Raw genomic sequence first — 26,876 nt, 5'->3', positions numbered from 1 at the left:
CGGTGTCAGTTGCCTGCCCAGCGCACGTCGTTGGAGCGGACAGGGGTGTCGTCCAGGTACGCGTTGACGTGCACGGTCTCGCCGACACTCGCGTACGGGAACAGGTTGCCGACCGCGTTGCCCGCCGCGTCGGTGGTCAGCGTGGCGCCGTCGTTGCTGTAGCCCTCTTCCGTGGAGTCCGGGTCCACGAAGATGTCGGTGCGCGGCGGGAAACCGGACAGCTCCACGCGCATCCACGCGCAGCCCTGCCGTCCGCCGCATTCCGTGGCGGGTGCGGGCACCTGGCTCAGCACCACGCGCGCGGTGCCGCCGTCGGGCTGACCCGTGATGGTCGTCGCCGTCCCGCCGGGGACCTGGCGGCCGCCCGGATCGGTGGTGACCGTGGTGACCCTGACCGTGACCTCCCGGTCGACCTGGATGTCGTCGAACGACACCGACGTGCCGGTCACCGTCGTCTGCCGCAGGCCGACGACCTCGACCGCGTAGTGCACGAACGTGCCGGTGCCCATGTCGGCGGGCGCGGCCCAGCTCGCCGACACGGTGGAGCCGCCCGTGTCGTTGTCCGCGGTCAGGTTCCTCGGCGCCGACGCCGCGCGGAACGGCGCCGTCGGCGTCACCGCGTTGGACGACGCGCCCGGGCCGGTGCCTGCCGCGTTGGCCGCGGTCACGGTGAACACGTAGCGGGTGCCGTTGGTCAGGCTGCCGACGTCGACGGTGCGCGCGTTCGGTCCGGCGGTCGTCCGGCCGCCCGCCCAGGTGATCGTGTAGCCGGTGACGGGGGCGCGGTTGGCCGGCGCCGGGCCCCACCGGACCGTCGCGACCTGGTTGCCCGCGGTCGCCGTCACGCCCGTCGGCGCGCCCGGCGGTGTCGCCGGGACCCGCGGTGGCGGTGGCGGTTCCTCGGGGGGCGGCGGCCGGGTGTCCGTCGCGGGGGGTTGGCGTTGCTGCCGCGAGTCCGGGGGAGTCGCGGGCGGCGACGTCTCCTCCTCGCGCTCGGCCGGTGGCGTGCCCTCGTCCTGGCCCTCGCGGGGCGTGGCCTCCCGGTCGGTGTCCTCGTCCGTGTTCGCACCGCTGATCGGCACGTCGGTCAGGTCGCCGTCCTTGTCGACCACGACCACGTGCTCGCCCTCGGCGCCGTCGACGTAGATGCGGTCGTCCTCGCCGCGGCTGATGCGGGGATCGTCCTTCTCGGCGGGGAGCTTCCTGGTGTCCCGGCGGGTGCCGTCGCTGTCGAAGGTGGTGAGCGTGCCGGACTTCTTCTCGACGACCGCGACCACGCTGCCGGTGGACACCGGCCCCTCGTACTCGCCGTCGGGCAGCGTCACCTCGACCGGCTCGGCAGGCCGGTCCTCGGCCGTGTCGACCAGGTGCATGCGGGTGCCGTCGAGGATCACGACCCGGCCGGCGACGTCCGTGGACGCCAGCCGCGCGTTCTCGGACACGTCCACGCCGAGGTCGCGGCCCTCGCCGAGCCTGTCCGGTCCGACCGCGTGCAGCGTGTCGGTGCTGGTGTCGACGAACACGAGCCGGTCGCCGACCACGGTCAGCTCGCCCGCGTGCCCCTTCGGCAACGGGATCGGGCAGGACGGCGAGTTGGTCCCGGCCGTCAGCTTGCAGAGCAGCCCCGCGGTGGTCCTCGGGAGCCACAGCGTGCCGTCCTCGGTGGCGACCGGCGTGCCGACGGGACCGCCGAGCGACACCGCCAGCGCGGCGTCGCCGAGCCGCACGACCTTGCCTTCCAGCTGGTAGACGAGGTACGGGCCGCCCACGGTCTCGACGCCGACCGGCCTGCTCCGGGAGGCGGGCGTGCGGCTCTCCACGACCTCCAGGCTGGACTTGCCGAACTCGGTGACCCGCGAGCTGCCCACCACGTAACCACTGGTGTCGCCCTGCACCACCAGGTCGCCGGGACTGCCGGGGACCTGGGCCCGCGCGTCGACGTTGCCGGTCGACCCGTCGACGTGGAGCACCGACCCGAGCGCGTCGTTGTAGACCCAGTGGCCCGGCAGCAGGAACTGCACGGCCGACACCGGGTTCGACGCTCCGGTCACCGCGGCGATCACACCGGCGACGCACGCGACGACCACGGCGAGAACGGGCAGCCGGGCACGCCAGGTAGCGAGACGTGCCCCCGTGGTAGCCACGCGGTCACGATAGAGGTGCCGGCCGGGGACCGGTCCCGGCCGGCACCGCTGCGCGGCCGGTGGTGCCGTCGACGAGCTCGCGCAGGATGTCGGCGTGGCCCGCGTGCCGGGCGGTCTCCTCGATCATGTGGGTGAGGGTCCACCGCAGGGCGGGCGCCGGGCCGCGCCGGCCGCCCGGGCGGGGACCCGGCGCGGCGAGGTCGGGGCACGCGGCGACCACCTCGTTGGCGCGTGCCGTCGTGGTCCGGTAGGCGGCGACGATCTCCGCCGCGCTCTCGTCCGGGCCGGGGTGGAAGGTGGCCTGCCAGTCGGTGACCCGCTCGCCGAGCAGCCAGTGGCGTTCCACGTGCGTGAGGTGCTTGACGAGGCCCAGCAGGTTCGTGCCCGACGGCACCCCGGCCGTGCGGACCCGGGGTTCGGGCACCCCGTCCGCCTTGGCGACGACCGCCGCGCGCAGGTAGTCGAGAAAGCCCACCAGTACGTCCTTCTCCGCGGTCCCCGTCCGCGGCGGGCCCGCGTCCCGTCGGCCCATCACGGCACCGAACGCCGGACGACCAGCACGTTGTCGACGACCGTCGCCCGCTGTTCACCCGGGCCCGTCGCCTGCCTGCCGGGCATGTCCGCCCGTGCCACCCGCCACCCGGCCGGGTCCAGGGCCAGTTCGGCGTACACCTCGTCCGGCGTCGGGTAGTGGACGTCCGGGTCCTGGTTCCACGACCACGGCGCCGTCGAGCCGTGGTCGACCACCACGAGCCGCCCACCGGGCCGCAACGCGTGCGCGGCGGAACGCAGCACCTCGGCCCGCGCCAGTGCGAACGGAGTGTGGAAGTACTGCGCGGACACCAGGTCGAAGGTGCCGTCGGGGAAGTCCGTGCCCAGGTCGACACGGGCGGCGGTCACGGGCAGGCCGCGCGCGCCAGCGGTCTCGGCCAGGCGGCGCACGGCGTTGGCGGAGATGTCCACCGCCGTGACCCGCCAGCCGCGACCGGCGAGCCAGAGCGCGTCCCCGCCGCCTCCGCAGCCCAGGTCGAGCGCGGTGCCCGGCGGCAGGTCCGCGACGATCTCGGCCAGTCGCGCGTTCACCCGGGTGGGCCGGGGGAGCCGGTACTGCTCGTCCCAGAAACGGGTCTGTTCGTTGCTCACACCGACCACGATCACCGTGGCTGTCCGGGATGGCACGCGAACTTGCCGGATCGGCAAGACTGGGCGGCATGCGTGCGGAGATCGAGGGCGTGCTGGACGAGGTGGGACCGAGGCTGCGGGCGATACGGCGGCAGCGCGGTGTCACCCTGGCCGCGGTCGCCGAGGAGACCGGGATTTCCGAGAGCACCCTGTCCCGGCTGGAAAGCGGCGGGCGGCGACCGAACCTGGAGCTGCTGCTGCCGCTGGCCACCGTCTACGACGTGCCGCTCGACGACCTCGTCGGCGCGCCACGCGTCGGCGACCCACGGGTCCACCTGCGCCCGATCCACCGCCACGGCATGACGTTCATCCCGCTTTCGCGGCGGCCCGGCGGTGTGCAGGCGTACAAGATGCTGATCCCGAGCCGCGACGCGCCGGCGGAACCCACCCCGCAGACCCACAGCGGCTACGAGTGGCTCTACGTCCTCAATGGACGGTTACGGCTCGTGGCAGGCGACCAGGACGTGGTCCTCCCGGCCGGTGAGGCCGCGGAGTTCGACACCACGCGGCCGCACTGGCTGGGTTCCGCCGACGGCCGTGCGGTCGAGTTGCTGATCCTCTTCGGTCTCCACGGCGAACGCGTCCACGTCCGGCCGCGCGCCAGGTGATCTCACGGTTCGATGAGGCCGGCGCGGATCGCGTAGCGGGTGAGTGCCAGCCGGTCCTTGAGCCCGAGCTTGGCCAACAGGTTCGCGCGGTGCCGCTCGACGGTCTTGACGCTGATCACCAGCAGGTCCGCGATCTCCCTGGACGAGTGGCCCTCGGCGACGAGCTTGAGGATCTCCTCCTCCCGGTCGGTGATCGCCTTGGCCGGGAGGTCGGCGCCGTCGCGGGCGCGCGCGAGGTAGTCGCGGATGAGGGCGGTGACCGCGCCGGGGTAGAGGAACGGTTCGCCGCGCATGGCCGCCCGGCAGGCTTCCAGGAGGTCCCGGTCGGCGACGGACTTGAGCACGTACCCGGACGCCCCGGCCTTGAGCGCCTCGAAGAAGAACTGCTCGTTGTCGTACATCGTCAGGATGAGGATCCGCAGGTCCGGCTGGAGCCGCGACAGCTCCCGCGCTGCCTGCAGGCCGGTCATCCTGGGCATGGCGATGTCGAGGATCGCCAGGTCGGGCCGCTCGGCACGGGCCTTCTCGATCGCCTCCGCGCCGTCCCCGGCCTCGGCGACGACCGTCAGGTCGGGCTCGCCGTCGAGGATGAGGCGGACGCCGCGGCGCACCAGCGCGTGGTCGTCGGCCAGCAGCACCCGGGTGATCGGCGACATGTCAGCGGCTCCCGTCGTGGTGCGGCACGCTCAGCCGGACCTCGGTGCCGCCCGCCGGACCGGGGCCGAGGCGCACCTCGGCGCCGATGAGCAGGGCGCGTTCCCGCATGCCCAGGATGCCCGCGCCCTCGGTGGTGCCGTGCAGGCCACGGCCGTCGTCGCGGATCCGCAGGTCCACCCCGGACGGGGTGCGGAGGAGCGCGAGTTCGAGGTGCCGCGCGCCGGCGTGGCGGGCGGTGTTGGTGATGGCCTCCTGGGCGACGCGGTAGAGCACCAGCTCGGCCTCGTCACCGAGGTCGGGCAGGTCGGGGTCGAACCGCCTGCGCACGGACAGCCCGCTGTGGTCGGCGATCTCGGTGGTCAACGAGGTGAGCGCGCTGGTGAGGCCCAGCTCCTCCAGCACCCCGGGACGCAGCCGCCGCGCGATGCGCCGGATCTCGTCCAGGCTGCCCCTGGTGGTCTCCTGCACCTGCAGCACCTCGTCGCGCACGGGCTGCGGTGCGTGGTCGGCGACCCGCTTCAGTTCGAGCAGCACCGCCGTCAGCGTCTGACCGACCTCGTCGTGCAGCTCCTGGGCGATGCGGCGGCGTTCGTCCTCCTGCGCGGACAGGGCCCGCGCGGCGCTGTGGCCGCGTTCGGTCTCCAGCCGGTCCAGCATGCTGTTGAACGCCGTGATCAGCTCGGCGATCCCACCGTGCCCGGCGACCGCGGGCCGTGGGCCGGGGCGCAGCAGGTCGGTCGTGGTCATGGCGCGGGTGAGGCGGTCGAGCGGGGCCAGCCCGATCCGCAGCAGCACCGCGTTGGCGACCAGCATCGCCGCGAGCCCGCCCGCCAGGATCACCGCCTCGGTCGCGAGCACGGGCGTGGAGACGGTGACCGGCCCGAGCACCAGCAGCATCGTGGCCGCGAGCAGCACGACGGCGTTGAGCAGGAAGATCCGCCAGAACAGGGACACGATGTCCCAGGCTGCCCCCGGCGGCGCGTCCTGTCCATCCGGGGTGACACCCATCTCGGGCGTACATGCCGCTCCCGGCCGGAAATGGGTGGCGCACCCGATGGTCACGGCGGCAGGCGCCGGACAGACTCGACACCGACGGACCGCGACACCGAGCGCGACACCGAGGAGGACGAGGTGACCGACGTTGCCGACCAGCCGACGGACACCGCCCACGCCGCGGCCGTCGACGAACACCGTCTCCACCACGTCGAACAGGTTGGTGCCATGCGGGCGAGTGACATCGCGATCGGCGTACCGACGGTCACCCTGGACGACCCGGTCACGAAGGCGGTCCAGGTGATGGCGGTCAGCCGCCTGCCCGGTCTCGTCGTCGTCGACGAGCGGTCCCGGCCCAGGCTGGTGCTGCCGGGCTCCCAGGTGCTGCGCCTCGCCGTGCCGGAGTCCTACCAGGACGATCCGGCGCTCGCCCGTGCCGTCGACGAGGAGCACGCGGACCGGTTCTGGCTGGAGCTGGGTGACCTGACCGTGCGCGACTGCGCCCCCGACCGGTTCGTGAAGCCGGTGAAGGTGCTCGCCGACGCCACCCTGCTGGAGGTCGCGGCGCTCATGGCCCGCCAGCACAGCCCGCTCGTCGCGGTCGTCGACGGCGACGGCGTGCTGGTCGGCGCGGTCACCCTGGAACGGTTGATCACCAGCCTCGCGGTGTTCGGCACGCCCGACTGACGGGCCCACCGCCCAGCCACCCACACCCCACGCCCGGTCGCCGCCGACCGGGCGTGCCGTGGCCTGCCCATGTCTCGGAGGTCCTTCCCGTGCGCCCGCTCATCACAGTCAGCAGTACCGCCGTCACCGGCCACGCCGGACCGCCGGGACGTGGCCGGTGACCGCGGTCCTCGCCCTCGCGGTCTTCGTCGTGGCGTTCTTCTTCATAGCGACGGAGAAGGCCGACAAGGTCAAGGTGGTGCTGGTCGCCTCGGCGCTGATGGCCGTGCTGCGGCTCGTGCCCGGCAACGAGGTGTTCTTCTCCGAACACGCGGGCATCGACTGGAACGTCATCTTCCTGCTGTTCGGCATGATGATCATCGTCGGGATCGTCAAGCAGACCGGCATCTTCGACTACCTCGCCATCTGGGCGGCGAAGAAGGCCAGGGGCCGGCCGTACCGGCTGATGGTGATGCTGATGGGGATCACCGCCATCGCGTCGCCGGTGCTGGACAACGTCACGACCATCATGCTCGTCGCGCCGGTCACGATCGTGGTGTGCAACCGGCTGCGCATCCCGGCCCAGCCCTACCTGATCGCGGAGGTGCTGGCGTCCAACATCGGTGGCGCGGCCACGCTCATCGGCGACCCACCCAACATCATCATCGGCAGCCGCGCCGGCCTGACCTTCACCGACTTCCTGGTGCACATGGCACCCGTCGTGGTGGTCGTGTTCGCCCTGTTCGTGCTGTTCACCAGGGTGCTGTTCCGGTCGTCGTTCCGGTACCACCCCGAGCACGTCGCCTCGGTGATGGCGTTGCAGGAACGCCGTGCCATCACCGACCCCGCGATGCTGCGCCGCTGCATGGCCGTGTTCGTGGTCGTCGTCGCCGGGTTCAGCATGCACACCGTGCTGCACCTGGACCCGGCGATCGTCGCGATGGTCGGCGCGGGCCTCATGCTCATGGTCACCGGGGCCGACGTCGGCGACGTGCTGCGCGAGGTCGAGTGGCGCACGCTGGTGTTCTTCATGGGCCTGTTCGTGATGGTCGCCGGCCTGGTCCACACCGGCGTCATCGAGACCATCGGCACCTGGGCCGTGCAGGGGTTCGCCGACAACTACTTCCTCGCCGCCACCGCGCTGCTGTTCGGGTCCAGCGCGCTGGGCGCGTTCTTCGACAACATCCCGTACGTGGCGACGATGAGCCCGGTCGTCGAGGGCATGGTCGCGGAGGCGCCGGACGCGGGCACGGGCCAGGCGCTGTGGTGGGCGTTCGCGCTGGGCGCCGACTTCGGCGGCAACGGCACGGCGGTGGCCGCGAGCGCGAACGTGGTCGCGATCGGCATCGCCGCACGGTCGGGTCACCGCATCTCGTTCTGGCAGTTCACCCGGTACGGCATCGTGGTCACGCTGCTCACGACGGCGTTGGCGTGGGTGTACGTCTGGCTGCGCTACTTCACCTGACCCGCGGTTGATCCACTACTCGCCGACTTCCCGGGCGGATGTGTTACGTTCCCGCCGATTCGGCCAGCGGAAAGCAGGGGGCGGGCATGACCGACCGCATCGCGGAGTTGATCGACAGAGCCGACGTCGGCGAGGTGGTGACGAAGCTGTTCGTCTACACCGACCAGGCACGGTGGGACGACCTCGTGACCGAGGTGTTCGCGGCGGAGGTCCACTTCGACGGCGGCTTCGGCGAGCCGGCCGCGACCGTGGCGGCACGGACCATCGCGGACGGCTGGCGGGACGGCCTGTCCGATCTGGACAGCGTGCACCACCAGGCGGGCAACCAGCTGATCACCCTCGACGGCGACCGCGCGGGCGTGCACGCCGACGCGATCGCCGTCCACTCGAAGGAGTCCGCCACCAACGGACGCACGCGCACGTTCGTCGGCAGCTATGACATCGGCGTCCGCCGCGGCGACGACGGGTGGCGCATCGACCGGTTCGTGTACCACCTCAAGGTCGTCGACGGCAACGCCGACCTCAGCTGAACAGCGCCGCGCGGCCGGGCCACGCGTCCGCGCGGCAGTAGACCGGGACCACCTCCAGCGGGACCGGCCTCGTCACCGTGCCCGACACCTGCTCACCGGTCCACACGTCCACCCACTCGCCGGTGGGCAGGTGCGTCGTCCACTCCGTCGCGCCCGGTTCGGTGACCGGGTTGACCAGCAGGTCGTCGCCCAGTTGGTACTGCAGCGGATGCGCCCAGACCTCGGGGTCGGCGTGGTCGAAGAACAGCGGGCGCATCAGCGGGCGGTCCGTCGTGACGGCGACCCCCGCCTGTTCCGCCAGGTACGGCAGCAGCTTCTCGCGCAGCACGGCGAACCGGCGGAACACCGGCACCACGCGCTCGTCACCCGTGGTTTCCGCCACGTGCCACGGGGTCCGGTCACGCAGCGGGGTGCGGTGGTGGTTGAACTCCGAGTGGTACTGCATGATCGGCATGAACGTCGAAGCCGCCGTGGCGCGCAGGTACAGCTCCGCGTCCGGCACCGGGCCCGAGAACCCGGCCAGGTCCCAGCCCCAGTACACGATGCCGCACGACGCCGCGGTCAGGCCCGCCGTGACCGACGAGCGGAACGCCTCCCACGTCGAGTCCTCGTCGCCCGCCCAGAACACGCCGTGCGCCTGCGACCCCGTGAACCCCGCGCGGGAGAACGTGACCGGGGCCTTTCCGTGTGCCCGCAACAGGTCGCCGAACGTCCTCGCGTAGTGCACCGGGAACAGGTTGTTGCCCTCGTCGCCGCGCCTGCCGTCGGCGTAACGCAGGTCGTGGCCCCACGCGTGCTCGCCGCCGTCGGTCTTGAAGCCGTCCACGTCCAGGTCCTCGACCAGGTAGCGGCGTTTCGCGGTCCACCACTCGCGGGTCCGCGTCACCGACAGGTCCGGCATCAGCGCCTTCGGGAACCACCAGCCGCGGTTGTGGTACGGCGTGCCGTCCGCCTCCAGCACGGCGTGCCCGTCCCGCACCATCGCCGCCGCGTCCGCGCGGACCTGCGCGCCGAGGCCGGGATCCGTCTTGAGCAACGGGATCTGCCACAGGATCACCTTGACGCCCCGCGAATGCAGCTCCGCGACCATCGCCTTGGGGTCCGGCCACGCGCCGGTGAAGGTGAAGTCGGACGCCCGGTGCGGCCCGCCGTCCTCCGTTACCGCGTACTCGGCGTCGCGGAAGATCATGATGCCTTCCTCGTCGCTCCACGCCTCGATCACGACCGCGCCGACGGGGATGCCCAGGTCCCGGTGACTGTCCATCCTGGACATCACCAGCTCCTGGGTGTTCCACTCGTTGCCCGAAGCCCACAGCCGCAGCACCCACTCGGGCAGCTCCTCCGCGCGGCCGACCTCGTCCAGGAACGCGGTCAGCACCTGCGTCGGGGTGCCGCGGTAGACGGCGAGGTCGACCTCCGGCTTGTCGCCCAGCGCCACCTCGACCGTCATCGTGTCCGGTGTGGACACCCCGACGTCGTACCACGTGCGGCGGGCCGTGCGGACGTGGAAGCCCCAGCCCGCGCCGCCGACCACGTGCGCGAACGGCATCGGCAGGTACGTGCGCGCGTGCTTGCCCTGCGCCTTGTACTGCTCGAACACCACCGCGTCGAGCCGCTTGCCGCGCTGGTCCACCGCGTCGTACCGCTCGCCGAAGCCGACCACGTGCTCGCCGTCGGCGAGCGGCAGCCCGAACCGGGCCCGGTGCACGCCGCCCGCCGACACCAGCCACTCCACATCGGACACCAGCTCGCCGGTGACCGAGCCGACCGGTTCGCTCGTCCACCGCGCGGGCGCGACCTCGAACCAGTCCGTGACCTCCGCACCGGCGTGGAACCGGTAGCGGTAGTGGCGGTCCTCGGTGAGCGGCGGCGTGGTGACCGCCCAGCCGCCCTCGCCGCCGAGCGCACCCGCCTGCGCGGCGGACAGGTGCCCGTCGCCGCCCGCGAGCGCCGCCGCGTCCTCCGCGGGTGCGACGGCACGCGTCATCGTGAGCGCGACACCGTCGAACTCGCAGGTGACCGCGTCGGCGTCGGACAGCACGCCGATGCGCACCGGCTCACCGAGCAGCGGCAGCACCGGCACCCGCTGGTCCGGTGAGGTGGCGTACGGGTGCTCGACACCGTGCGGGCGGTGGGTGATCATGCTGAGTCTTCCTCCAACAGGCCCAGTTCGTCGGCCAGGATCAGGTACATGCCGTGCGACCACAGCAGCGGCGTCGCGACCGGGCCCCAGCGCGCCACCCACTCGTCGCGGGTGGCCGGGTGGCACAGGTGGTGTGGCACCTGCTCCGGCAGCTCACCGTCCGCGGTGACCTGCGCGGCGGTCCACCGCAGGTACCGCATGGCCCCCTCGCGGTCGCCGCGGGCGGCGAGGTTCCAGCCGAGCAGCGCCGACAGCAGCGGCCACTGGCCACCGCCGTAGAACACGTCGGCGGCGAACCGGTGCACGCCGCCGTCGACGTCCAGGTCGGCCGCCACCGCGGCCAGGGTCGCGTCGGCCAGTTCGCCGTCCACCAGTCCGAACGGCACCACGCACGACGGGAGCGAACCGTCCACCGCGGACGAGCCGAACCACTTGGCGAGGTGGCCGTCGGTCACGCCCTCCGCGAGCACGAGTGCCTTGATCTCCGCCGCGGTCCGCAGCGCGGCGGCCCGCCGGTCCGGGTCGAGCACGTCCGCGACCGCGACGAGCCCGCCGTGGATCGCGCCGAGCGTGGAGGTGTGCCGCTGTTCGACGTGCTCCTCCCACCAGTCGTAGCAGGGCCGGTCCCAGCTGGACAGCAGGTAGTCGACCGCCACCTCGAAACCGGTGCGCCAGCGCGCCGGGTCGATGCCGTGGCGCCGTGCGTGGGTGACCGCCGACCACAGCCACATGCCGTAGCCGTCGGTCTGGAAGTCCCACCACGGGTCGGAGCCGTTCTCGCCGGTGAACGTGAACCGGGTCGGCAGCATCTTCTCGACCGGCGGCAGCACACCGGACGCGCGCTCGGCCACCAGCGCGTCCACTTCGGACCGGCGGCGGGCGAGCACGCCCGCCGCCCAGTCGTGGAACCGGTTCGCCGAGCCGACGTCGCCGTACCGGGAGATGCCCTCCGCGGTGAACGACCCGTCCCGCAGCCACGCGAAGCCGCGGTACGCCGAGAACGTCGGCGACGCCGGGTAGGCGCCGCCCTCGTCCTGGTACCGGGTGATCACCTCGTGGCTGCGGCGGGCGAGGTCGGTGAGGGTGGCCGGTTCCGAGAGTTCCATCGACATCAGCCGAGCAGCCCGTTGACGGCGGCCTGCGCGTCCTTCAGCGCCTGCGCGACGGGCTTGCGCCCGGCGGCCGCCTCGGTGAGCTCCTTGGTCACGGCGTCCTGCATCTCCTGCTGGCGCTCGATCACCGGCGGCAGCACGCTCGCGTCCAGGGAGTCGAACACGGCCTGCCGGTTAGCGGGCTTGGGCTGGTCGAGGTAGGGCGTCAGCTTGCTCTGGTCGGCGATCGTGGGCAGCTCCCACGACGTGTCGAGCCGGGTCTTCGTCGTGGTGTCCGACGAGGTCAGGAACGTCAGCCACTTCTGGGCCGCGTCCTTGTTCTTCGTGGCGGCCGACGCCACGACGCCGTTGACGAACATCGCCGACGCCTTGGTGGTGTCACCCGGCTCCACGACCACGTCCCACTCGAACTTCGCGTCGGCCAGCGCGCCGAACATCCAGATGCCGTTGTGCCACATGGCGAGCTTGCCGTCGGCGAACAGCTTCGAGTCGAAGTCCGGGGTGCCCGCGCCGTCGGCCTCCGTCGGCATGGTGGTGCCGTTCTTGCCGACGAGCCAGTTCGCGGCCTTCACGCCCTCCGGCGAGTCGAAGGTGGCCTTCGTACCGTCCTCGGACAGGAACTCGCCGCCGGTCTGCGCGAGCGCCTTGTAGAACTCGTTGTACGTGATGGGCTGGTAGTCGCCCCACACACCGGCCTTCTTGTCGGTGAGCCTCTGCGCCGCTGCCTGCTCGTCCGCCCACGTCCAGTCGGCGGTCGGCAACTCGACGCCCTTCTGCTCGAACAGCGTCTTGTTGTAGAACAGGACGACGTTCGAGAACGACTCCGGCAGGCCGTACTGCTTGCCGTCCGAGGCGTACGCGTCCACGAGCGCCTGCTGGTAGGCCGACTTGTCCACACCGGACAGCTCGGCCAGCGAGCCGTTCTTCGCGTAGGTCACGAAGTTCTCGTAGTTCAGCTCGAACGTGTCCGGTGCGGTGCCGCCCGCGACCGCGGTCTGCAGCTTGGTGAAGTAGTCCGCGTACGGCACGGTCTCGACCTGCACGTCGATGTCGCCGTTCTCCTTCTCGAACGCGGCGACGATCGCGTCGAGGTCGGACTCGTGGCCGTCGTTGGCCGAGAAGTTCATGTACCGCACGACGGTCTTGCCGTCCTCGGAGGTGCCCGGGTTGGTCGCCGAGCCCTGCGAGCACGCGGACAGTGCGAGTGCGAGCACGCCGACGCCGGCGGCGGCGGTCCGAAGTCTCATGATCGGGTGGGTCCTTTCACTTGATGCCGGTGTGTGCGATGCCGGCGATGATGTGGCGTTGGGCGAGGAGGTAGACCACGGCGATCGGGACGATCGACAGGACGGAGCCCGCCATGACGACGTCCCACTGCGTGGTGAACTGCCCGTGCAGGGTCGACAGGCCGAGCGGCAGCGTCATGAACTCCGGCGAGCGGATCACGACCAGCGGCCACAGGAAGCTGTTCCAGCTCGCCATGAACGCGAACACCGCGACCGTGGCGAGCGTGGGCCGGATCAGCGGCAGCACGATCAGCGTGAAGATACGCAGGTGCCCGGCGCCGTCGAGGGTGGCCGCCTCGTCCAGTTCGGTCGGCACGCCCGCGACGGCCTGGCGCAGCAGGAACACCCCGAACGCCGAGGCGATGCCCGGGGCCAGCAGCGAGAAGTACGTGTCCTGGAGGCCGAAGGTCTTCATCTCGATGAACAGCGGCACCACCAGCACCTGCAGCGGCACCATGAGCGTCGCGAGGTACAGGCCGAACACGGCGTTCTTGCCGGGGAACGCGAGGCGGGCGAACGCGTACGCGGCCATCGCACCGGTGACCAGCTGCAACACCGTGGCGGCGATCGCGATGCCGAACGAGTTCAGCATGATCCGCCACATGGGCACCGAGTCGAGCAGCGTCCGGTAGGCGTCGAGTGTCGGGTCGTCGACGAGCAGCGTGGGCCCGTCGGCGAGCGAGCCCTCCGGCGTGATCGACGTGATGACCGTCCACAGGAACGGGAACAGCATCACGGCGGCGCCCGCGAACACCGAGAAGTACAGAAGCGCCCTACGCATAGTGCACCCACCTGCGCTGCCCGCGGATCTGGACGACGGTGATCACGAGGATGACGGCGAACAGCAGCCACGACAGCGCCGACGCCTCACCCGCACGGCCGTACCGGAACGTGAGGTCGTAGATCTGGCCGACCACCACCTGGCTCGCGCCGCCGGGTCCGCCTCCGGTCATGACGTACACCTGGTCGAACACCTGGAACCCGTTGATCAGCGAGATGACCACGACGAAGAACGTCGACGGGGTCAGCAGCGGCAGCGTGATCCGCCAGAACCGCTGCCACGCGGACGCGCCGTCCACCACCGCGGCCTCCAGGAGGTCCTTCGGGATCGCCTGCAGCCCGGCCAGCAGGATCACCATGACGAACCCGAGGTCCTTCCACGCGGACGCGAGGATCACCGAGACCAGCGCCCAGTCCGGGTCGGTCCACCAGCCCGGCTGGCCGAGGCCGAAGAACCCGAGGATCTTGTTGACCAGGCCGTTCGACGGGTTGAGCAGCCACTTCCACACCAGCGCCACGACCACCCAGGAGGTGACGACCGGCAGGAAGTACGTGGCGCGCAGGAACGCGCGGCCGGGGAGCTTCCGGTTGAGCGCCAGCGCGAGGCCGAGCCCGCCGACGTACACCAGCGGCAGGTAGCCCGCCACGTAGAGCAGCGTGTGCAGGAAGACCTTGCCGGTGGCCGGGTCGGTGAGCAGCGAGACGTAGTTGTCGACCCCGACGAAACGCATCGGCGAGATCAGGTTCCACTCGTGCAGGCTCACCCAGACCGACGAGACCATCGGCGCGATCGTGAACAGCACCAGCGGCACCGCGCTGGGCAGCAGGAAGAACAGCACCCACCCGTAGTGCCGCCACGGCCTGCGGCGGGGCTTCGCGCGGCGGGCTGCCGGGGGAGTGGCCGCGACGGGCCTGGTCTGGACGACGGTCATCGGGCACCGTTCCCGAGCCGGTCGCGGACCATGCGGCTCTGCTCGCCGCCCGCGGAGTCGAACAGCGACGCCAGCACCAGCGACGCGGCACCGCGTGCCCACTGGTCCTCGGTCCACGGCTCGACCACGACCGGCAGTTCCCGGCGTGCGGGGAGCAGGCAGTCCCGCAGCGCGGGCTCGAACCCGGGCCGCCAGAACTCCCACTCGTCGACGCCCTCTCCCATCAGCACCACCACCTCGGGGTCGACCGTGTGCACGATCCCGGCGAGCGCGCGGCCGAGCAGTCTGCCCGCCTCCGCGTAGACGGCCTGGGCGACCGGGTCGCCGTCGTGGGCCGCCTTCGGCAGGGTCGCCAGCCGACCCCGGGTGCCGACCACGCCCTGTGCGCGGGCGGCACGCAGCAGACCGGCGGAGCCGATGTGCGCCTCCAGGCAGCCGATCGCGCCGCAGCCACAGCGGGGACCGTCCTCACTGATCGGGATGTGGCCGATCTCCCCGGCGCCACCCGCGGCGCCCCGGTAGATCGAGCCGTCGATGACGATGCCGCAGCCGACGCCCCGGCCGATCGTCACGACCAGGTACGAGGAGTGCTCGCGGCCCACCCCGTAGAGGCGTTCGGCCGCGGCGAGCGTGTTCACGTCGTTGTCCACCAGCACCGGCACGCCGAGCCGGGTGCGCAGCGCGTGCCCGAGCTTGGCGTCCCGCCAGCCGAGCGTCGGCGCGTCGACCACCCCGGACGCCTGCGCGTCCACCGAGCCCGGCACGCCGACCCCGACACCGAGGACGGTGTCGTCGAGCGAGGCGGAGAGGATGTCGCCGATCGCGTCCCGGTCGCGCGGGTCGAAGGGGTGCGTGGTCGCGCTGCGGACCGAGCCGTCCAGCTCCACGGCCACGAGCGCGACGTGGTCGGCCGTGACCTTCGCGCCAAGCGCGACGCCGGTCCGCTCGACCAGGCCGAGCAGCGTCGCGGGCCGCCCGCCCCGGGACGGTACCGAGGCCAGCTCCTCGACCAGCCCGCGCGCCAGCAGGTCCTTGGTCACCTGCGTGACGGTCGCGGGGGACAGGCCGAGTGACCGTGCGATCGCCGCGCGTGACGTCGGGCCCTGGGTGCCGAGCAACCCGAGGATCCCGGACGGCACGAGTTCGCCGCGAGGGGTCACACTCACCACTGAGTCCCGCCTTAGTTCAGCACTAAAATTAGTGGCAAACTAAGCCGCCGTCGGACCGATGTCAAGCGCCGCCGTTCGGTCGATTGTCCGGCGTCCAGGTGCGGGTTAGTCTCGATGAAACGTACTTTCTTCGGTGACCTTAGTAAGGGTGCCCATGGTCGTGGCCCGCGCTGGGAGCAAGGCGTTGATCCGCGAGATCAACGCCGCGCTCGTGCTGGGCGAGCTGCGGACCACGCCCCTGCAGTCCCGCACTGACCTGGCCAAACGCACCGGGCTGAGCCTGCCGACGATCTCCGAGATCGTGGCGGAGCTGCTCGCGAGCGGGGTCGTGGAGGAACGCGCCACGGGCCGTTCCGGCGGTGGGCGGCGCCCGGTGCTGCTGGCGCTGCGGCCCGACGCGGGGTACGCGGTGGGCGTCAAGCTCACCGAGACCCGCGTGGTCGCGGTGCTCACCAACCTCGACGCGACCATCGTGGCCCACGACGTCACGACGGTCGCCGACACCTCAGTGGACACCGTCGTCGCGGCCGTACGCGACGCGGTCGGCAGGCTGCGGGACGCGGCGGGCGGACGCCCCGTGCACGGCGCGGGCGTCGGTCTCGCCGGTGTCGTGGACCGGACCAGCGGGGTGGTCCGGCACGCGACCTACGCGGACTGGCACGACGTCGACCTGGCAGTGCTCTTGAGCACGGCCACCGGGCTGCCGGTGGTGGTCGACAACGACGTGAACACGTTGGTGGCCAACGAGAAGTGGTTCGGCGCCGCCCGTGGCGTCGACGACGTCGCGGTGGTCTCGATCGGTCGCGGTGTCGGCCTCGGGCTGGTGCTCGACGGCAGGCTCTACCGCGGCGCGGGCGGCGGCGCCGGCGAGTTCGGCCACACGAAGGTGGCCGACGGACCGGAGTGCGCGTGCGGCGGCCGCGGCTGTCTGGAAGCGCTGGTCGGCGAACCGGCACTGCTGGCGCAATCGGCCGAGGTGCTCGGCCGTGACGTCGACCTGGATGAGGCGGCGGACGCGGCACGCGCCGGGAACGCCGCTCTGGCAACGATCTTCGCGACCGCCGGGCGCCTGCTCGGCACGGCGGTCGGCAACCTGGTCAACCTCCTCAACCCCGCGCTGGTCGTCCTGGCCGGCGAGGGAACGCGGCACAGCGACCTCTTCCGGCCGGAGTTCGACCGGGCGTTGTCGCTGGCGGTGTTCGCGGGTCTCCGCCACGACCTGGAGACCATCGTGGACACCTGGGACGACGAGGCGTGGGCGCAGGGTGCGGCCGGCCTCTTCCTCGGTGAGCTGTTCCAGCCCAACCTGCGGCGCGACGAGGCAGGCCGCCCGTCGCTCGTCACGCGGGGCTGACGCGGAACCCGGCACCGGCCGGGAGAAATGCGGTCAATCATGGTGAAACGCTGGCGGGCCGGGGTGTTCCTGGCCGTCGCGGTCCTGGTGCTCGGCGTCGTCACCGCACCGGTGGCGTCGGCCGGGGTGCTGTCCGGTGTGTACCACGCGCCGTACGGGTTCGACGAGCTGTACGGCACGCAGCCGACCGAACGCGCGCCGCGCGACCCGATGGCGGGGCAGAACGTCGTGCTGAAGACGACCACCTGGCCGGTCTCCACCGGGCAGACGGTGTGGATCACGTGGACGAAGAACGGCGTCAACCAGACACCGATCGGCGCCGCGTGGGACTACAACAGCGGCAACAACACGTACTGGACGCTCAACATGGGCAGCTTCGCGCGCGGTGACAAGATCACCTACACCGTGCGGGCCAATGTGGACGGTGCGGGCGAGCGGACGATCGGGCCGTTCTCCTTCACCGTCACGTCCTGGAGCGGGCCGTCCAACGTCACCGGTTTCGTCGACAACGGCACCTCCGTGGACGTGTCCACCGGCGACACCGCGGGCAGCTTCACCCCGAAGATCCGCTTCGCCTTCCCGGCTGCGGACCGGTTCCGCACCCAGATCGCGCCGTCGGGCAGCGGGCTGAACATCACCGGCTCGTCGTCGTACACGGTCACCGACAGCGCCTCGACGCTGACGCTCGCCACGTCCGGCGTGCAGGTGAAGATCCAGAAGAGCCCGTACCGGGTCGCGGTCTACAAGGCCGACGGCACCACGTTGATCGCGCGGCAGTACGACCCCGCCACGTTCCGCAACGTGGGCTGGGCGAGCGACGGCGCCACCACGGTCACCAAGATCGAGGACCACTGGTACACCCCGGCAGGCGAGCGGTTCGAGGGCTTCGGCGAACGCTACGACGGGCTCAACCAGCGCGGCCGGGACGTGCACAACTACGTCTACAACCAGTACCAGAACCAGGGGTCGACGCACCGGACGTACCTGTCGGTGCCGTTCTTCACCAACTCCGCGGGCTACGGCGTGTACCTGCCGAGCAACCGGTACTCGATCTTCAACCTGGCGACGCACCTGTCGGACATGGCCGGGTTCACCGTCGACACCTCGGGCGCGCTGAACTCGACCGCCGACTACTACTTCTACACCGGCAACCGTGCGGAGATCCTCGACGACTACACCGCCACCACCGCACGGCCGGAGCTGCCGCCGAAGTGGGCGTTCGGCCTGTGGATGTCCGCCAACGAGTGGAACACGCAGGCCGAGGTGATGGCGGAACTGAACAACGTCACCGCCAACGACATCCCGCACTCCGCGATGGTGCTCGAACAGTGGAGCGACGAGGCCACGTTCTACCTGTGGCACGGCGCGACCTACACACCGAAGCCGGGCGGCCAGGCACTGTCCTACGCGGACCTGACGTTCCCGCCGGGCACCGCGTGGACCGACCCGAAGGCCATGGTCACCGCCGCGCACAACCAGAACATCAAGGTGGTGCTGTGGCAGATCCCGGTGCTGAAGCAGAACTTCGACACCAACCCGCCGACCGCGCCGCAGCAGCACGTCAACGACCGCGACTACGCCACCGCGCAGGGCTACGTGCTCGGCGACGGCGCGGGCGCGCCGTACCGCGTGCCGACCGGGCAGTGGTTCGGCGACAGCACGGTGCCGGACTTCACCAGCACCGCCGCCACGAGCTGGTGGATGTCGAAGCGCGCGTACCTGTTCGACGACGTGGGCATCGACGGCTTCAAGACCGACGGCAGCGAGGCCGTGTTCGGCCGGGGCGTCACCGCGGCCGACGGCCGCGAGGGCGACGAGCTGCACAACCTCTACCCGAACCTGTACACCGGCGCGTACGACTCCTACATCGAGACCAAGACCGGCGGCACGGGCGTGCAGTTCAGCCGGGCGGGCACGTCCGGCGCGCAGGGCAACTCGATCTTCTGGGCGGGTGACCAGGCGTCGACGTTCGGCGCGTTCCAGGAGGCCGTCCGCGCGGGCCTGTCCGCGGGGCAGTCCGGCATCCCGTTCTGGGCGTGGGACCTCGCCGGGTTCACCGGCAGCTTCCCGAGCAGCGAGCTGTACCTGCGGTCGACCGCGATGGCCACGTTCTCGCCGATCATGCAGTACCACTCGGAGAAGGCCAGCCCGTCGCCGTCCGAGGCCCGCACGCCGTGGAACGTGCAGGCGCGGACCGGGGACACCAGCGTGATCCCGACGTTCCGCAAGTTCGCGAACGTCCGGATGAACCTGATCCCGTACCTCTACACCGAGGCGCGGAACTCGGCCAACACCGGCCTGCCGATGATGCAGGCGATGAGCGTCCAGTACGGCTCGGACGCGACCGCCGCGGCGCAGGACCAGCAGTACATGTTCGGGCGCCAGCTCCTGGTCGCGCCGATCACCACGCAGGGCGCGACGTCGAAGAGCGTCTACCTGCCAGCCGGTGAGTGGTACGACTTCTGGAACGGCGGCCGCGCTCAGGGGCCGGGCACGAAGACGTACTTCGCGGGCACCGACTCGATCCCGGTGTACGCCAAGGCGGGCGCGATCGTGCCGCTGAACCTGAACGCCAACTACCAGCTCGGCGGCACCATCGGGAACAGCGTCACCAGCTACCCGAACCTGACGTTCCGGATCTACCCGTCCGGCACGACCAGCTACGGCTACTTCGAGGACTCGGCGAACGCGACCCGCACGATCACCTCGACGGAGTCGTTCGGCACGCACACGGTCACCGTGTCCGCACCGGCCCTCACGACCACCTCGACGTTGCAGGTCGCGTCGACCAAGCCGACGTCGGTGACCCGCTCCGGCACCACGCTGACGCAGCACGCGTCGGTGGCGGCGCTGTCGGCGGCGACCGAGGGCTGGTACTGGGACCCGGTGCAGCAGCTGACGTTCGTGAAGCTGCCGAGCAGTGCCTCGTCCCGGTCGGTGGTCCTGAACGGCGTCGACAAGGCCGCGTACGAGGCCGAGTTCGGCACCAACACCAACGTGTCCACCAACACCGACCACCCCGGCTACACCGGGACCGGTTTCGTGGACGGGTTCACCGCCTCCGGCGACTCCGTGACCGTGGACGTCAACTCGGTGAGCGGCACGCACAACCTGAAGTTCCGCTACGCCAACGGTTCCGGGACCACCGCCACGCGGACGGTCCACGTGGACGGCGTGTCCGTGGGCACGGTCTCCCTGCCCGCGACCGCCAACTGGGACACGTGGGGCACGGCGACGCTGTCGACGTCCCTCACGGCGGGCAAACACGCGATCCGGTTGTCGTACGACGCGAGCAACACCGGCGCGATCAACCTGGACAACATCACGGTGGCCAGACCATGAGAAGAATCCTACTAGTCCTCGCGCTCGTCGCGGCGGGCCTGACCGCGTTCGTGCCGCAGGCCGCGGCCGCGGTGCAGCGGGTCCAGTTCAGCGCGGGCGGCAACTACCTGGTGGTCGAGTTCCTCGACGACGACCTGGTGCACTTCGAGACCGGTGTGGGCAGCGGCCCCGGCACGGGCACGCCGCTGTTCACGACCCGGCAGGTGTACAAGACCAACTACCCCGGCCCGACGAGCCTCACGCAGAACGGCGGGATCCTCACGACACCGGGCATCCGGGTCGAGGTGAACACCGCCACCCTGTGCGCGGCCGTCTACGACACGGTGCCCGCCACCGACCTGCTGCTCACCACGCAGTGCCCGCGCAACCTGACACAGGCGTGGAAGGGCCTGTCGTTCACGAAGTCGTCGATGCAGCACGCGTACGGGCTCGGCGAGCAGTTCTTCATGGGCGGCAGCGCGGACGGCGACTGGGTCGGCCGCAGCCGCACCCCGGGCGGCACGTACGGCAACGCGATGATCTATGACACCGACAACGGCCCGGTCGGCAACGCACAGATCCCGGTGCTGTTCGCGGTCGGCCCCGGCAACGCGAACTACGGGCTGTTCGTCGACCAGGTCTACAAGCAGGAGTGGAACCTGACCGGCGACCCGTGGACCATGGACACCTGGGGTGACCAGGTCCGCTGGTACGTGATGTCCGGCCCGGACCTGCCCGACCTGCGCAAGGACTACCTGGAGCTGACCGGGAAACCGCCCGTGCCGCCGAAGAAGGCGTTCGGGCTGTGGATGTCGGAGTTCGGCTACGACAACTGGGCCGAGGTCGACTCGACGCTGGCGTCCCTGCGCACCAACCAGTTCCCGACCGACGGCGTGATGCTCGACGTCGACTGGTTCGGTGGCGTGACCGCCGGGTCGGACAGCACCAGGATGGGCACGCTCGACTGGGACACCGCCGCGTTCCCCAACCCGGCCACCAAGATCGCGTCACTGGCGTCGGCGAACGGCGTCGGCGTGATCCCGATCGAGGAGTCCTACATCGGGCGGGCCCTGCCGGAGCACACGAGCATGGCCAACTCCGGCTACCTGGTGCGCGCGGGCTGTTCGACGTGCGCGCCCGTGTACCTCACCGGCAACGACTGGTGGGGCCGCGGCGGCATGATCGACTGGACGCAGCAGGCCGCGGGCACGTACTGGCACGACACCCAGCGCGACCACCTCGTCGACGAGGGCGTCACCGGGCACTGGCTCGACCTCGGCGAGCCGGAGATGTACGACGGCGGAGACTGGACCGCGGGCGTGCTGCCCGGCAAGCACGCGCACGCCGACTACCACAACGTGTACAACCTGGAGTGGGCGCTGTCGATCCAGAAGGGCTACGCCGACAACGCCGAGACCAGGCGCCCGTTCCTGTTGGTGCGGTCCGGTGCCGGCGGTATCCAGCGCACGGGTGCCGCGATGTGGTCCGGTGACATCGGGTCGAAGCTGACCGCGTTGGCGCAGCAGCAGAACGCGCAGATGCACATGTCGATGTCCGGTGTGGACTACTACGGGTCGGACATCGGCGGGTTCCGCCGCGAGATGCTGAACAGCGACCTCGACGAGCTGTACACGCAGTGGTTCGCCAACTCGGCGTGGTTCGACGTGCCGGTGCGGCCGCACACCGAGAACCTGTGCAACTGCCTGGAGACCGCGCCGGACAGCATCGGTGACGTGGCGAGCAACCGGGCGAACATCGCACGCCGGTACGAGCTGACGCCGTACTACTACTCGTTGGCGCACAACGCGTACACGACCGGTGACCCGCTGGTCCCGCCGCTCGTCTACCACTTCCAGAACGACCAGAACGTGCGCGAGATGGGCCACGAGAAGATGATCGGCAAGGACCTGCTGGTCGGTGTCGTGGCCGGGGCGGGTGAGCGGTCGCGGAACATGTACCTGCCCGCGGGCACCTGGTGGGACTACCACACCGGTCAGAAGATCGTCTCGACCGGACAGTGGGTGAACGACGTCCCCTTGTACCGCAACGGGAAGTTCACGCTGCCCACGTACGCCCGGGGCGGCGCGATCCTGCCGAAGATGCACGTCGACGGCCAGACCATGAACGTGCTCGGCAAGCGTGCCGACGGGACGACCCGCAACGAGCTGGTGACCCGGGTGTACTCGGACACCACGTCCTCGTCGTTCACCCTCGCCGAGGACGACGGCGCGTCGACCGGCTACCAGACCGGTGCGAAGCGGACGACGCTGCTGAGCCAGTCCCGCAGCGGCTCGACCGCGACGGTGACGGTCGCGGCCGCGTCGGGCACCTACTCCGGTGCGCCGTCGTCGCGGCAGAACGTGGTTGAGCTGGTCACGGACTCGCAGGCGTCGGCGGTCACGCTGAACGGCGCCGCGCTGACCCAGCACGCCAACAAGGCGGCGTTCGACGCGGCCGCGTCCGGTTGGTACAACGCGGGCGGGAACGTGGTGGTCGCGAAGTCGGCGTCGCTGTCGGTCACGTCGGCGAAGACGTTCCAGTTCACGGTGGGCCAGGCGCCGGTGTCGGCCACGTTCACCTGCACGAACGGCACGACCGTGGCGGGTCAGTCGGTGTACGCGGTCGGCAGCGCGCCGCAGCTCGGCGAGTGGTCGGTCGCGAGCGCGGTGAAGCTGTCGCCGACCGCCTACCCGACGTGGAGCGGCACGGTGACCGGCCTGCCGCCGAACACACCGGTCGAGTGGAAGTGCGTCAAGCGGCAGGAGGCGGGCTGGCCGGACACGGCCGACCAGTGGGAACCCGGGGCCAACACGGCCTTCACGACCCCGGCCACCGGCTCGTACGGCACGACGACGGGAGGGTTCTAGCCGGTGGGCGTGCGGAAGCCGCGGAAGATCACGCGTCTCCGCGTCTCGAACCCCAACCGTTCGTAGAGGGCGATCGCACCGACGTTCGACTCCGCCACGTGCAGGAAGGGGCGTTCGTCGCGGGCCATGACGCGCGCGACGAGCGCCCCGACCAGGCGGGCGGCGAGGCCGCGTCCCCTGGCCTCCGGCGCGGTGCAGACGGCGCTGATCTCGGTCCATCCCGGTGGGTGCAGCCGTTCGCCCGCCATCGCGACCAGCGTGCCACCGTCGCGGACGCCGAGGTACGTGCCGAGTTCGCGGGTGCGCTGCCGGAACGGGCCGGGCCTGGTGCGTTCGGTCAGGTCGAGCATCTCGGGCACGTCGGCCGCGCCCAGTTCGACCACGTCGCCCGCGTCCGGGGCCCGCCCGGTCCAGATCATCTGGCGGCCTTCGAGGACGAACACCGGCTCCCAGCCCGGTGGCGGGGCCACCGGGTGGCTGAACATGTCGGCGAACGCGCCGGGGCCCAGCAGCTTGGCGAGGTCGGGCCACCCGTCGCCGGTGAGTGAGGAGAAGGTCGCGACGTCCGGTTGGTAGGTGACCGCGCCGCCGAGCGTGCGGGCCAGGGCTGCGTGGTGACTACGCAGTGACGCGCCGACCGGGTCGTCGAGCGTGGTGTCGTCGAGGTTGCTCAACTGTGCGATACCTCTCGTGTAGGGCATTCGATCACGAGCCTCTCACGTCACCCTGCGTACCCTGGCCGCATGCGCACGAGGGGGAGTCTGCTCAGGATATTCGGTCTCTGCCTGCTCGCCGGGGTGCTCGTCGCGGGAACACTGCTCCCGGTCGCCGCACTGGCAGGGGTGATGACGAACCAGGCCAGCGAGACGGTGGAGTCGTTGTCCGCCGAGCTGGCCGACGAGCCGCCGCCCCTGGTCACGACCATCACGGACCGCGACGGCGCCCCCATCGCGACGCTGTACGACCAGTACCGCATCCCGACCCAGCCGGACGAGATCTCCGACGCGATGAAGTGGGCGCTGATCTCCGTCGAGGACCGCCGCTTCTACGAGCACCACGGCGTCGACTGGAAGGGCACCATCCGCGCGGCGCTCAACAACACCTCCGGCGGCGACACGCAGGGCGCGTCGACGCTGACCCAGCAGTACGTCAAGAACTACCTGATCAACGTCGTCTACCGGGACGACAAGGCCGGGCAGCAGCGGGCGCAGGAGACGAGCATCTCGCGCAAGCTCGCCGAGGCGAGGATCGCGATCCAGCTCGAGACGACCATGAGCAAGGAGGAGATCCTCACCGGCTACCTCAACGTCGTCGAGTTCTCCCGCCAGGTCTACGGCGTCGGCGCGGCCGCCAAGTCCTACTTCGGCACCACGCCCGACAAGCTCACGGTCGCCCAGAGCGCGCTGCTCGCCGGCATGGCGAACAACCCGTCGATCTACGACCCGTGGAGCCACCCGGAGCGCGCGCTCGACCGGCGCAACTTCGTGGTCGACAAGATGGTGGAGAACCGCAAGCTGTCGAAGGACGACGCGGAGCAGGTCAAGGACGAGGGGCTCGGCGTCCTCGAGGGCGGCCCCGACAAGCCACCGGCGAACTGCGTCGGCGCCGGCCCGGAGAACGGCTTCTTCTGCCAGTACGTCGAGGACTACCTGATCGAGCACGGCATGTCCAAGGACGACCTCTACACCGGCGGCTACACGATCCGCACCACGCTGGACCGGAGGGCCAACCACGCCGCGAAGGAGTCCGCGGAGCGACAGGTGGACAAGACGCAGGAGAACGTCGCCAACACGTTGTCGCTGGTCAAGCCCGGCAAGGACCGGCACGAGGTGGTGGCGCTGGCCGCCAACCGCGACTACGGCCCGAACGCCGACGCGGGCCAGACCGAGTTCTCGCTGCCGTCGGCCATCTCCAACGTCACCGGCACCGGTTCGAGCTACAAGATCTTCACCGCGGCGGCGGCGATGGAACGCAGGGTCGCGGGCATCTACGACACCGTCCAGTCACCCAGCTCGTACACCTCGAAGGTGTTCGTCGGCGGCGGCGACCAGTGCCCGACCGTCGCGCAGGGCACGCGTGCCTACTGCCTGACGAACGCCAGCGAGGGCGGCAGCGGCAGCATGACGTTGCAGACCGCGCTGCAGACGTCGCCGAACACCGCGTTCGTCATCCTCGAGGAGAAGGCGGGCATGGGCGCCGTGATCGACATGGCGCGCAAGCTGGGGTTGCGCAAGACCATGGCGTCCAACGCGGCGACCGGCGCCAAGCCGAACCCCAAGGGCGACAGCGCGGAGGTGCGGCAGAGCCAGGCCGAGTTCTTCGGCCCCAGCGAGAACTCGCCCGGCAAGGGTTCCTTCACGCTGGGGGTGAGCCCGACGAGCGGGCTGGAGCTGGCCAACGTCGCAGCCACGATCCTCAGCGGTGGCGTGTGGTGCCCGCCAACGCCGCTGCAGTCGGTCACCGACCGCGACGGCGAGCCGTACCCGGTGCAGGAGGAGAAGTGTGAGCAGGCGGTGCCGGAGGGCCTCGCCGACACCCTCGCCGTCGGGATGAGCAAGGACGACCTGCCCGGTGGCACCGCGGCCGCCGCGGCGGCGGAGGTCGGCTGGAACCGGCCGATGATCGGCAAGACCGGGACCACGCAGCACAACGGGTCGGCCGCCTTCGTCGGTGGCACGCCGCAGCTGGCCGGTGCCGCCATGGTGTTCCGGCCGGACCGGCCCTTCGGCGGGTTGTACGACGGCGGGCCCGGGAACGTCACCGCCACCGAGGGTGACTCCGGGAACATGTTCGGCGGCAAAACCCCTGCCAGGACCTGGTTCGGCGCGATGACCAAGATCCTGGAGGGGCAGCCGAGCCTCCCACTGCCCGCCTCCGACCCGAGCTACGAGCGGATCAACTGACGCCGGAATGCCCTGAAAGACGCTTTCGGTGTGCGACGGCCTGGCCATGCGGTGGCTACTGGACCCGGCGCGCGGCCGGTGCCGCGTCCACGCGGATGGGCTTCCCCCGGTGTGCTGAAGGACTTCACGAACCGGGCCGGGCGCTGCGCGCCCGGCCCGCGGAAGCGGGCCCGGTGTCGAGAACCGGGAGTCGGCTCCGTCCCAGGGGCACGAGCGGCCACGACGGGCCGCGTGACCAGGGAGCCGATCGTGGAGCAGAACGAGATCACCGAGGTCCTGAACCGCCCCTTCAGCCGGGAACTGCTGGCCCGTGACCTGACCCGGCTGGCCTACGTCGCGAAGGACGGCACACCGCGCACCATCCCCATCGGGTTCACCTGGAACGGCACGGAGATCGTCATGTGCACGACGACGAACGCGCCGAAGCTCGCCGCCCTGCGCCACAATCCCGCTGTGGCCCTGACGATCGACACCGAGGTGCACCCGCCGAAGATGCTGCTGGTCCGCGGCCGGGCCGAGCTGGACTACGTCGACGGCATCCCCGACGAGTACCTCCAGATGAACGGCTCGTACCGGATGACGGCCGAGCAGCGGGTCGAGTGGGAGGCCGAGGTCCGCTCGCTCTACGACGGCATGGTGCGCATCGTCGTCACCCCGACGTGGGCCAAACTGATCGACTTCGAGACGACCCTCCCGAGCGCCGTCGAGGAACTGGTCCGGCGGCGCGCGGAACGCCAGAACGCCTGAACGAGGAGCCCACCGTG

The 26,876-nt window shown here is 70.9% G+C and carries 21 protein-coding genes; 9 read left to right on the top strand and 12 right to left on the bottom strand.

Features of this window, described 5'->3' with window-relative positions; genetic code table 11:
- Positions 1 to 5: 5 nt before the first annotated feature.
- Genes ACIBVP_RS26790 through ACIBVP_RS26780 form a run of 3 tightly spaced genes read right to left on the bottom strand, consistent with a single transcriptional unit; the run spans position 6 to position 3,287 of the window.
- Complete coding sequence (locus ACIBVP_RS26790) at positions 6 to 2,144, bottom strand: fibronectin type III domain-containing protein (RefSeq protein ID WP_396109099.1); 2,139 nt, start codon at positions 2,142 to 2,144, stop codon at positions 6 to 8.
- Between the two features lie 4 nt (positions 2,145 to 2,148).
- Complete coding sequence (locus tag ACIBVP_RS26785) at positions 2,149 to 2,676, bottom strand: DinB family protein (RefSeq protein ID WP_396109098.1); 528 nt, start codon at positions 2,674 to 2,676, stop codon at positions 2,149 to 2,151.
- Positions 2,676 to 3,287, bottom strand: a complete 612-nt coding sequence (locus ACIBVP_RS26780) for a class I SAM-dependent methyltransferase (RefSeq protein ID WP_396109097.1) — start codon at positions 3,285 to 3,287, stop codon at positions 2,676 to 2,678. Before ACIBVP_RS26780 ends, ACIBVP_RS26785 begins: the two co-directional genes overlap by 1 nt.
- Before the next feature lie 68 nt (positions 3,288 to 3,355).
- On the opposite strand from ACIBVP_RS26780, the gene ACIBVP_RS26775 reads away from it, so the two are divergent.
- On the top strand, positions 3,356 to 3,934 hold the full coding sequence (locus tag ACIBVP_RS26775; protein WP_396109096.1) for a helix-turn-helix domain-containing protein: 579 nt from the start codon (positions 3,356 to 3,358) through the stop codon (positions 3,932 to 3,934).
- 2 nt (positions 3,935 to 3,936) lie between these two features.
- On the opposite strand, the gene ACIBVP_RS26770 is transcribed toward ACIBVP_RS26775, so the two are convergent.
- On the bottom strand, positions 3,937 to 4,590 hold the full coding sequence (locus tag ACIBVP_RS26770; RefSeq protein WP_396109095.1) for a response regulator: 654 nt from the start codon (positions 4,588 to 4,590) through the stop codon (positions 3,937 to 3,939).
- A gap of 1 nt (position 4,591) precedes the next feature.
- Entirely contained in the window at positions 4,592 to 5,545 is a 954-nt protein-coding gene (locus tag ACIBVP_RS26765; protein ID WP_396109094.1) for a HAMP domain-containing sensor histidine kinase, read from the bottom strand.
- A gap of 177 nt (positions 5,546 to 5,722) precedes the next feature.
- Here ACIBVP_RS26765 and ACIBVP_RS26760 point away from each other — a divergent pair, with 177 nt between their 5' ends.
- The 3 genes from ACIBVP_RS26760 to ACIBVP_RS26750 all read left to right on the top strand — a co-directional run bounded on the left by ACIBVP_RS26760 (position 5,723) and on the right by ACIBVP_RS26750 (position 8,245).
- Complete coding sequence (locus tag ACIBVP_RS26760) at positions 5,723 to 6,271, top strand: CBS domain-containing protein (protein ID WP_396109093.1); 549 nt, start codon at positions 5,723 to 5,725, stop codon at positions 6,269 to 6,271.
- 157 nt (positions 6,272 to 6,428) lie between these two features.
- Positions 6,429 to 7,715: an SLC13 family permease gene (locus ACIBVP_RS26755; RefSeq protein WP_396109092.1), complete on the top strand. Its 1,287-nt coding sequence runs from the start codon at positions 6,429 to 6,431 to the stop codon at positions 7,713 to 7,715.
- A gap of 86 nt (positions 7,716 to 7,801) precedes the next feature.
- Positions 7,802 to 8,245: a nuclear transport factor 2 family protein gene (locus tag ACIBVP_RS26750; protein WP_396109091.1), complete on the top strand. Its 444-nt coding sequence runs from the start codon at positions 7,802 to 7,804 to the stop codon at positions 8,243 to 8,245.
- Here ACIBVP_RS26750 and ACIBVP_RS26745 read toward each other — a convergent pair.
- From ACIBVP_RS26745 to ACIBVP_RS26720, 6 genes are read right to left on the bottom strand one after another with little or no spacing between them, the layout of a single operon-like run.
- Positions 8,238 to 10,388, bottom strand: a complete 2,151-nt coding sequence (locus tag ACIBVP_RS26745) for a TIM-barrel domain-containing protein (RefSeq protein WP_396109090.1) — start codon at positions 10,386 to 10,388, stop codon at positions 8,238 to 8,240. The two genes, ACIBVP_RS26750 and ACIBVP_RS26745, sit on opposite strands and share 8 nt — an antisense overlap.
- A complete protein-coding gene (locus ACIBVP_RS26740) occupies positions 10,385 to 11,494 on the bottom strand; it encodes a glycoside hydrolase family 15 protein (protein ID WP_396109089.1) in 1,110 nt (369 codons plus the stop codon). The genes ACIBVP_RS26745 and ACIBVP_RS26740 overlap by 4 nt, the downstream gene beginning before the upstream one ends.
- A gap of 5 nt (positions 11,495 to 11,499) precedes the next feature.
- A complete protein-coding gene (locus ACIBVP_RS26735; RefSeq protein WP_396109088.1) occupies positions 11,500 to 12,747 on the bottom strand; it encodes an ABC transporter substrate-binding protein in 1,248 nt (415 codons plus the stop codon).
- A gap of 16 nt (positions 12,748 to 12,763) precedes the next feature.
- Positions 12,764 to 13,567, bottom strand: a complete 804-nt coding sequence (locus ACIBVP_RS26730; protein ID WP_396109087.1) for a carbohydrate ABC transporter permease — start codon at positions 13,565 to 13,567, stop codon at positions 12,764 to 12,766.
- Positions 13,560 to 14,498 (bottom strand): carbohydrate ABC transporter permease, encoded by a 939-nt coding sequence (locus ACIBVP_RS26725; protein WP_396109086.1) that lies wholly within the window; start codon positions 14,496 to 14,498, stop codon positions 13,560 to 13,562. Before ACIBVP_RS26725 ends, ACIBVP_RS26730 begins: the two co-directional genes overlap by 8 nt.
- Positions 14,495 to 15,664 carry an ROK family protein gene (locus tag ACIBVP_RS26720; protein ID WP_396109085.1) on the bottom strand — a complete coding sequence of 390 codons (1,170 nt, stop codon included), beginning with the start codon at positions 15,662 to 15,664 and terminating at the stop codon, positions 14,495 to 14,497. The genes ACIBVP_RS26725 and ACIBVP_RS26720 overlap by 4 nt, the downstream gene beginning before the upstream one ends.
- Before the next feature lie 157 nt (positions 15,665 to 15,821).
- On the opposite strand from ACIBVP_RS26720, the gene ACIBVP_RS26715 reads away from it, so the two are divergent.
- Genes ACIBVP_RS26715 through ACIBVP_RS26705 form a run of 3 tightly spaced genes read left to right on the top strand, consistent with a single transcriptional unit; the run spans position 15,822 to position 23,209 of the window.
- A complete protein-coding gene (locus ACIBVP_RS26715) occupies positions 15,822 to 17,021 on the top strand; it encodes an ROK family protein (RefSeq protein ID WP_396109308.1) in 1,200 nt (399 codons plus the stop codon).
- Between the two features lie 27 nt (positions 17,022 to 17,048).
- Positions 17,049 to 20,363: a TIM-barrel domain-containing protein gene (locus ACIBVP_RS26710; RefSeq protein ID WP_396109084.1), complete on the top strand. Its 3,315-nt coding sequence runs from the start codon at positions 17,049 to 17,051 to the stop codon at positions 20,361 to 20,363.
- A complete protein-coding gene (locus ACIBVP_RS26705) occupies positions 20,360 to 23,209 on the top strand; it encodes a TIM-barrel domain-containing protein (RefSeq protein ID WP_396109083.1) in 2,850 nt (949 codons plus the stop codon). Before ACIBVP_RS26710 ends, ACIBVP_RS26705 begins: the two co-directional genes overlap by 4 nt.
- Here the strand turns inward: ACIBVP_RS26705 and ACIBVP_RS26700 are convergent.
- Positions 23,206 to 23,883 (bottom strand): GNAT family N-acetyltransferase, encoded by a 678-nt coding sequence (locus tag ACIBVP_RS26700; RefSeq protein WP_396109082.1) that lies wholly within the window; start codon positions 23,881 to 23,883, stop codon positions 23,206 to 23,208. The two genes, ACIBVP_RS26705 and ACIBVP_RS26700, sit on opposite strands and share 4 nt — an antisense overlap.
- A gap of 69 nt (positions 23,884 to 23,952) precedes the next feature.
- Here ACIBVP_RS26700 and ACIBVP_RS26695 point away from each other — a divergent pair, with 69 nt between their 5' ends.
- Positions 23,953 to 26,112: a transglycosylase domain-containing protein gene (locus tag ACIBVP_RS26695; RefSeq protein ID WP_396109081.1), complete on the top strand. Its 2,160-nt coding sequence runs from the start codon at positions 23,953 to 23,955 to the stop codon at positions 26,110 to 26,112.
- Between the two features lie 249 nt (positions 26,113 to 26,361).
- Positions 26,362 to 26,859 carry a pyridoxamine 5'-phosphate oxidase family protein gene (locus ACIBVP_RS26690; protein WP_396109080.1) on the top strand — a complete coding sequence of 166 codons (498 nt, stop codon included), beginning with the start codon at positions 26,362 to 26,364 and terminating at the stop codon, positions 26,857 to 26,859.
- Positions 26,860 to 26,876 lie beyond the last annotated feature (17 nt).

The sequence above is a fragment of the Actinophytocola sp. NPDC049390 genome (assembly GCF_044466355.1).
Classification (GTDB): domain Bacteria; phylum Actinomycetota; class Actinomycetes; order Mycobacteriales; family Pseudonocardiaceae; genus Actinophytocola.
This window is presented reverse-complemented; position numbering and strand designations above follow the sequence as displayed.

Excerpts from the sequence above, each read along its gene's own strand:
- ACIBVP_RS26770 (WP_396109095.1), bottom strand. The coding sequence starts at position 4,590 with ATGTCGCCGATCACCCGGGTGCTGCTGGCCGACGACCACGCGCTGGTG.
- ACIBVP_RS26740 (WP_396109089.1), bottom strand. The coding sequence starts at position 11,494 with ATGGAACTCTCGGAACCGGCCACCCTCACCGACCTCGCCCGCCGCAGC.
- ACIBVP_RS26705 (WP_396109083.1), top strand. The coding sequence starts at position 20,360 with ATGAGAAGAATCCTACTAGTCCTCGCGCTCGTCGCGGCGGGCCTGACC.
- ACIBVP_RS26725 (WP_396109086.1), bottom strand. The coding sequence starts at position 14,498 with ATGACCGTCGTCCAGACCAGGCCCGTCGCGGCCACTCCCCCGGCAGCC.
- ACIBVP_RS26735 (WP_396109088.1), bottom strand. The coding sequence starts at position 12,747 with ATGAGACTTCGGACCGCCGCCGCCGGCGTCGGCGTGCTCGCACTCGCA.
- ACIBVP_RS26710 (WP_396109084.1), top strand. The coding sequence starts at position 17,049 with ATGCGGTCAATCATGGTGAAACGCTGGCGGGCCGGGGTGTTCCTGGCC.
- ACIBVP_RS26715 (WP_396109308.1), top strand. The coding sequence starts at position 15,822 with ATGGTCGTGGCCCGCGCTGGGAGCAAGGCGTTGATCCGCGAGATCAAC.
- ACIBVP_RS26785 (WP_396109098.1), bottom strand. The coding sequence starts at position 2,676 with ATGGGCCGACGGGACGCGGGCCCGCCGCGGACGGGGACCGCGGAGAAG.
- ACIBVP_RS26730 (WP_396109087.1), bottom strand. The coding sequence starts at position 13,567 with ATGCGTAGGGCGCTTCTGTACTTCTCGGTGTTCGCGGGCGCCGCCGTG.
- ACIBVP_RS26695 (WP_396109081.1), top strand. The coding sequence starts at position 23,953 with ATGCGCACGAGGGGGAGTCTGCTCAGGATATTCGGTCTCTGCCTGCTC.
- ACIBVP_RS26745 (WP_396109090.1), bottom strand. The coding sequence starts at position 10,388 with ATGATCACCCACCGCCCGCACGGTGTCGAGCACCCGTACGCCACCTCA.
- ACIBVP_RS26775 (WP_396109096.1), top strand. The coding sequence starts at position 3,356 with ATGCGTGCGGAGATCGAGGGCGTGCTGGACGAGGTGGGACCGAGGCTG.
- ACIBVP_RS26750 (WP_396109091.1), top strand. The coding sequence starts at position 7,802 with ATGACCGACCGCATCGCGGAGTTGATCGACAGAGCCGACGTCGGCGAG.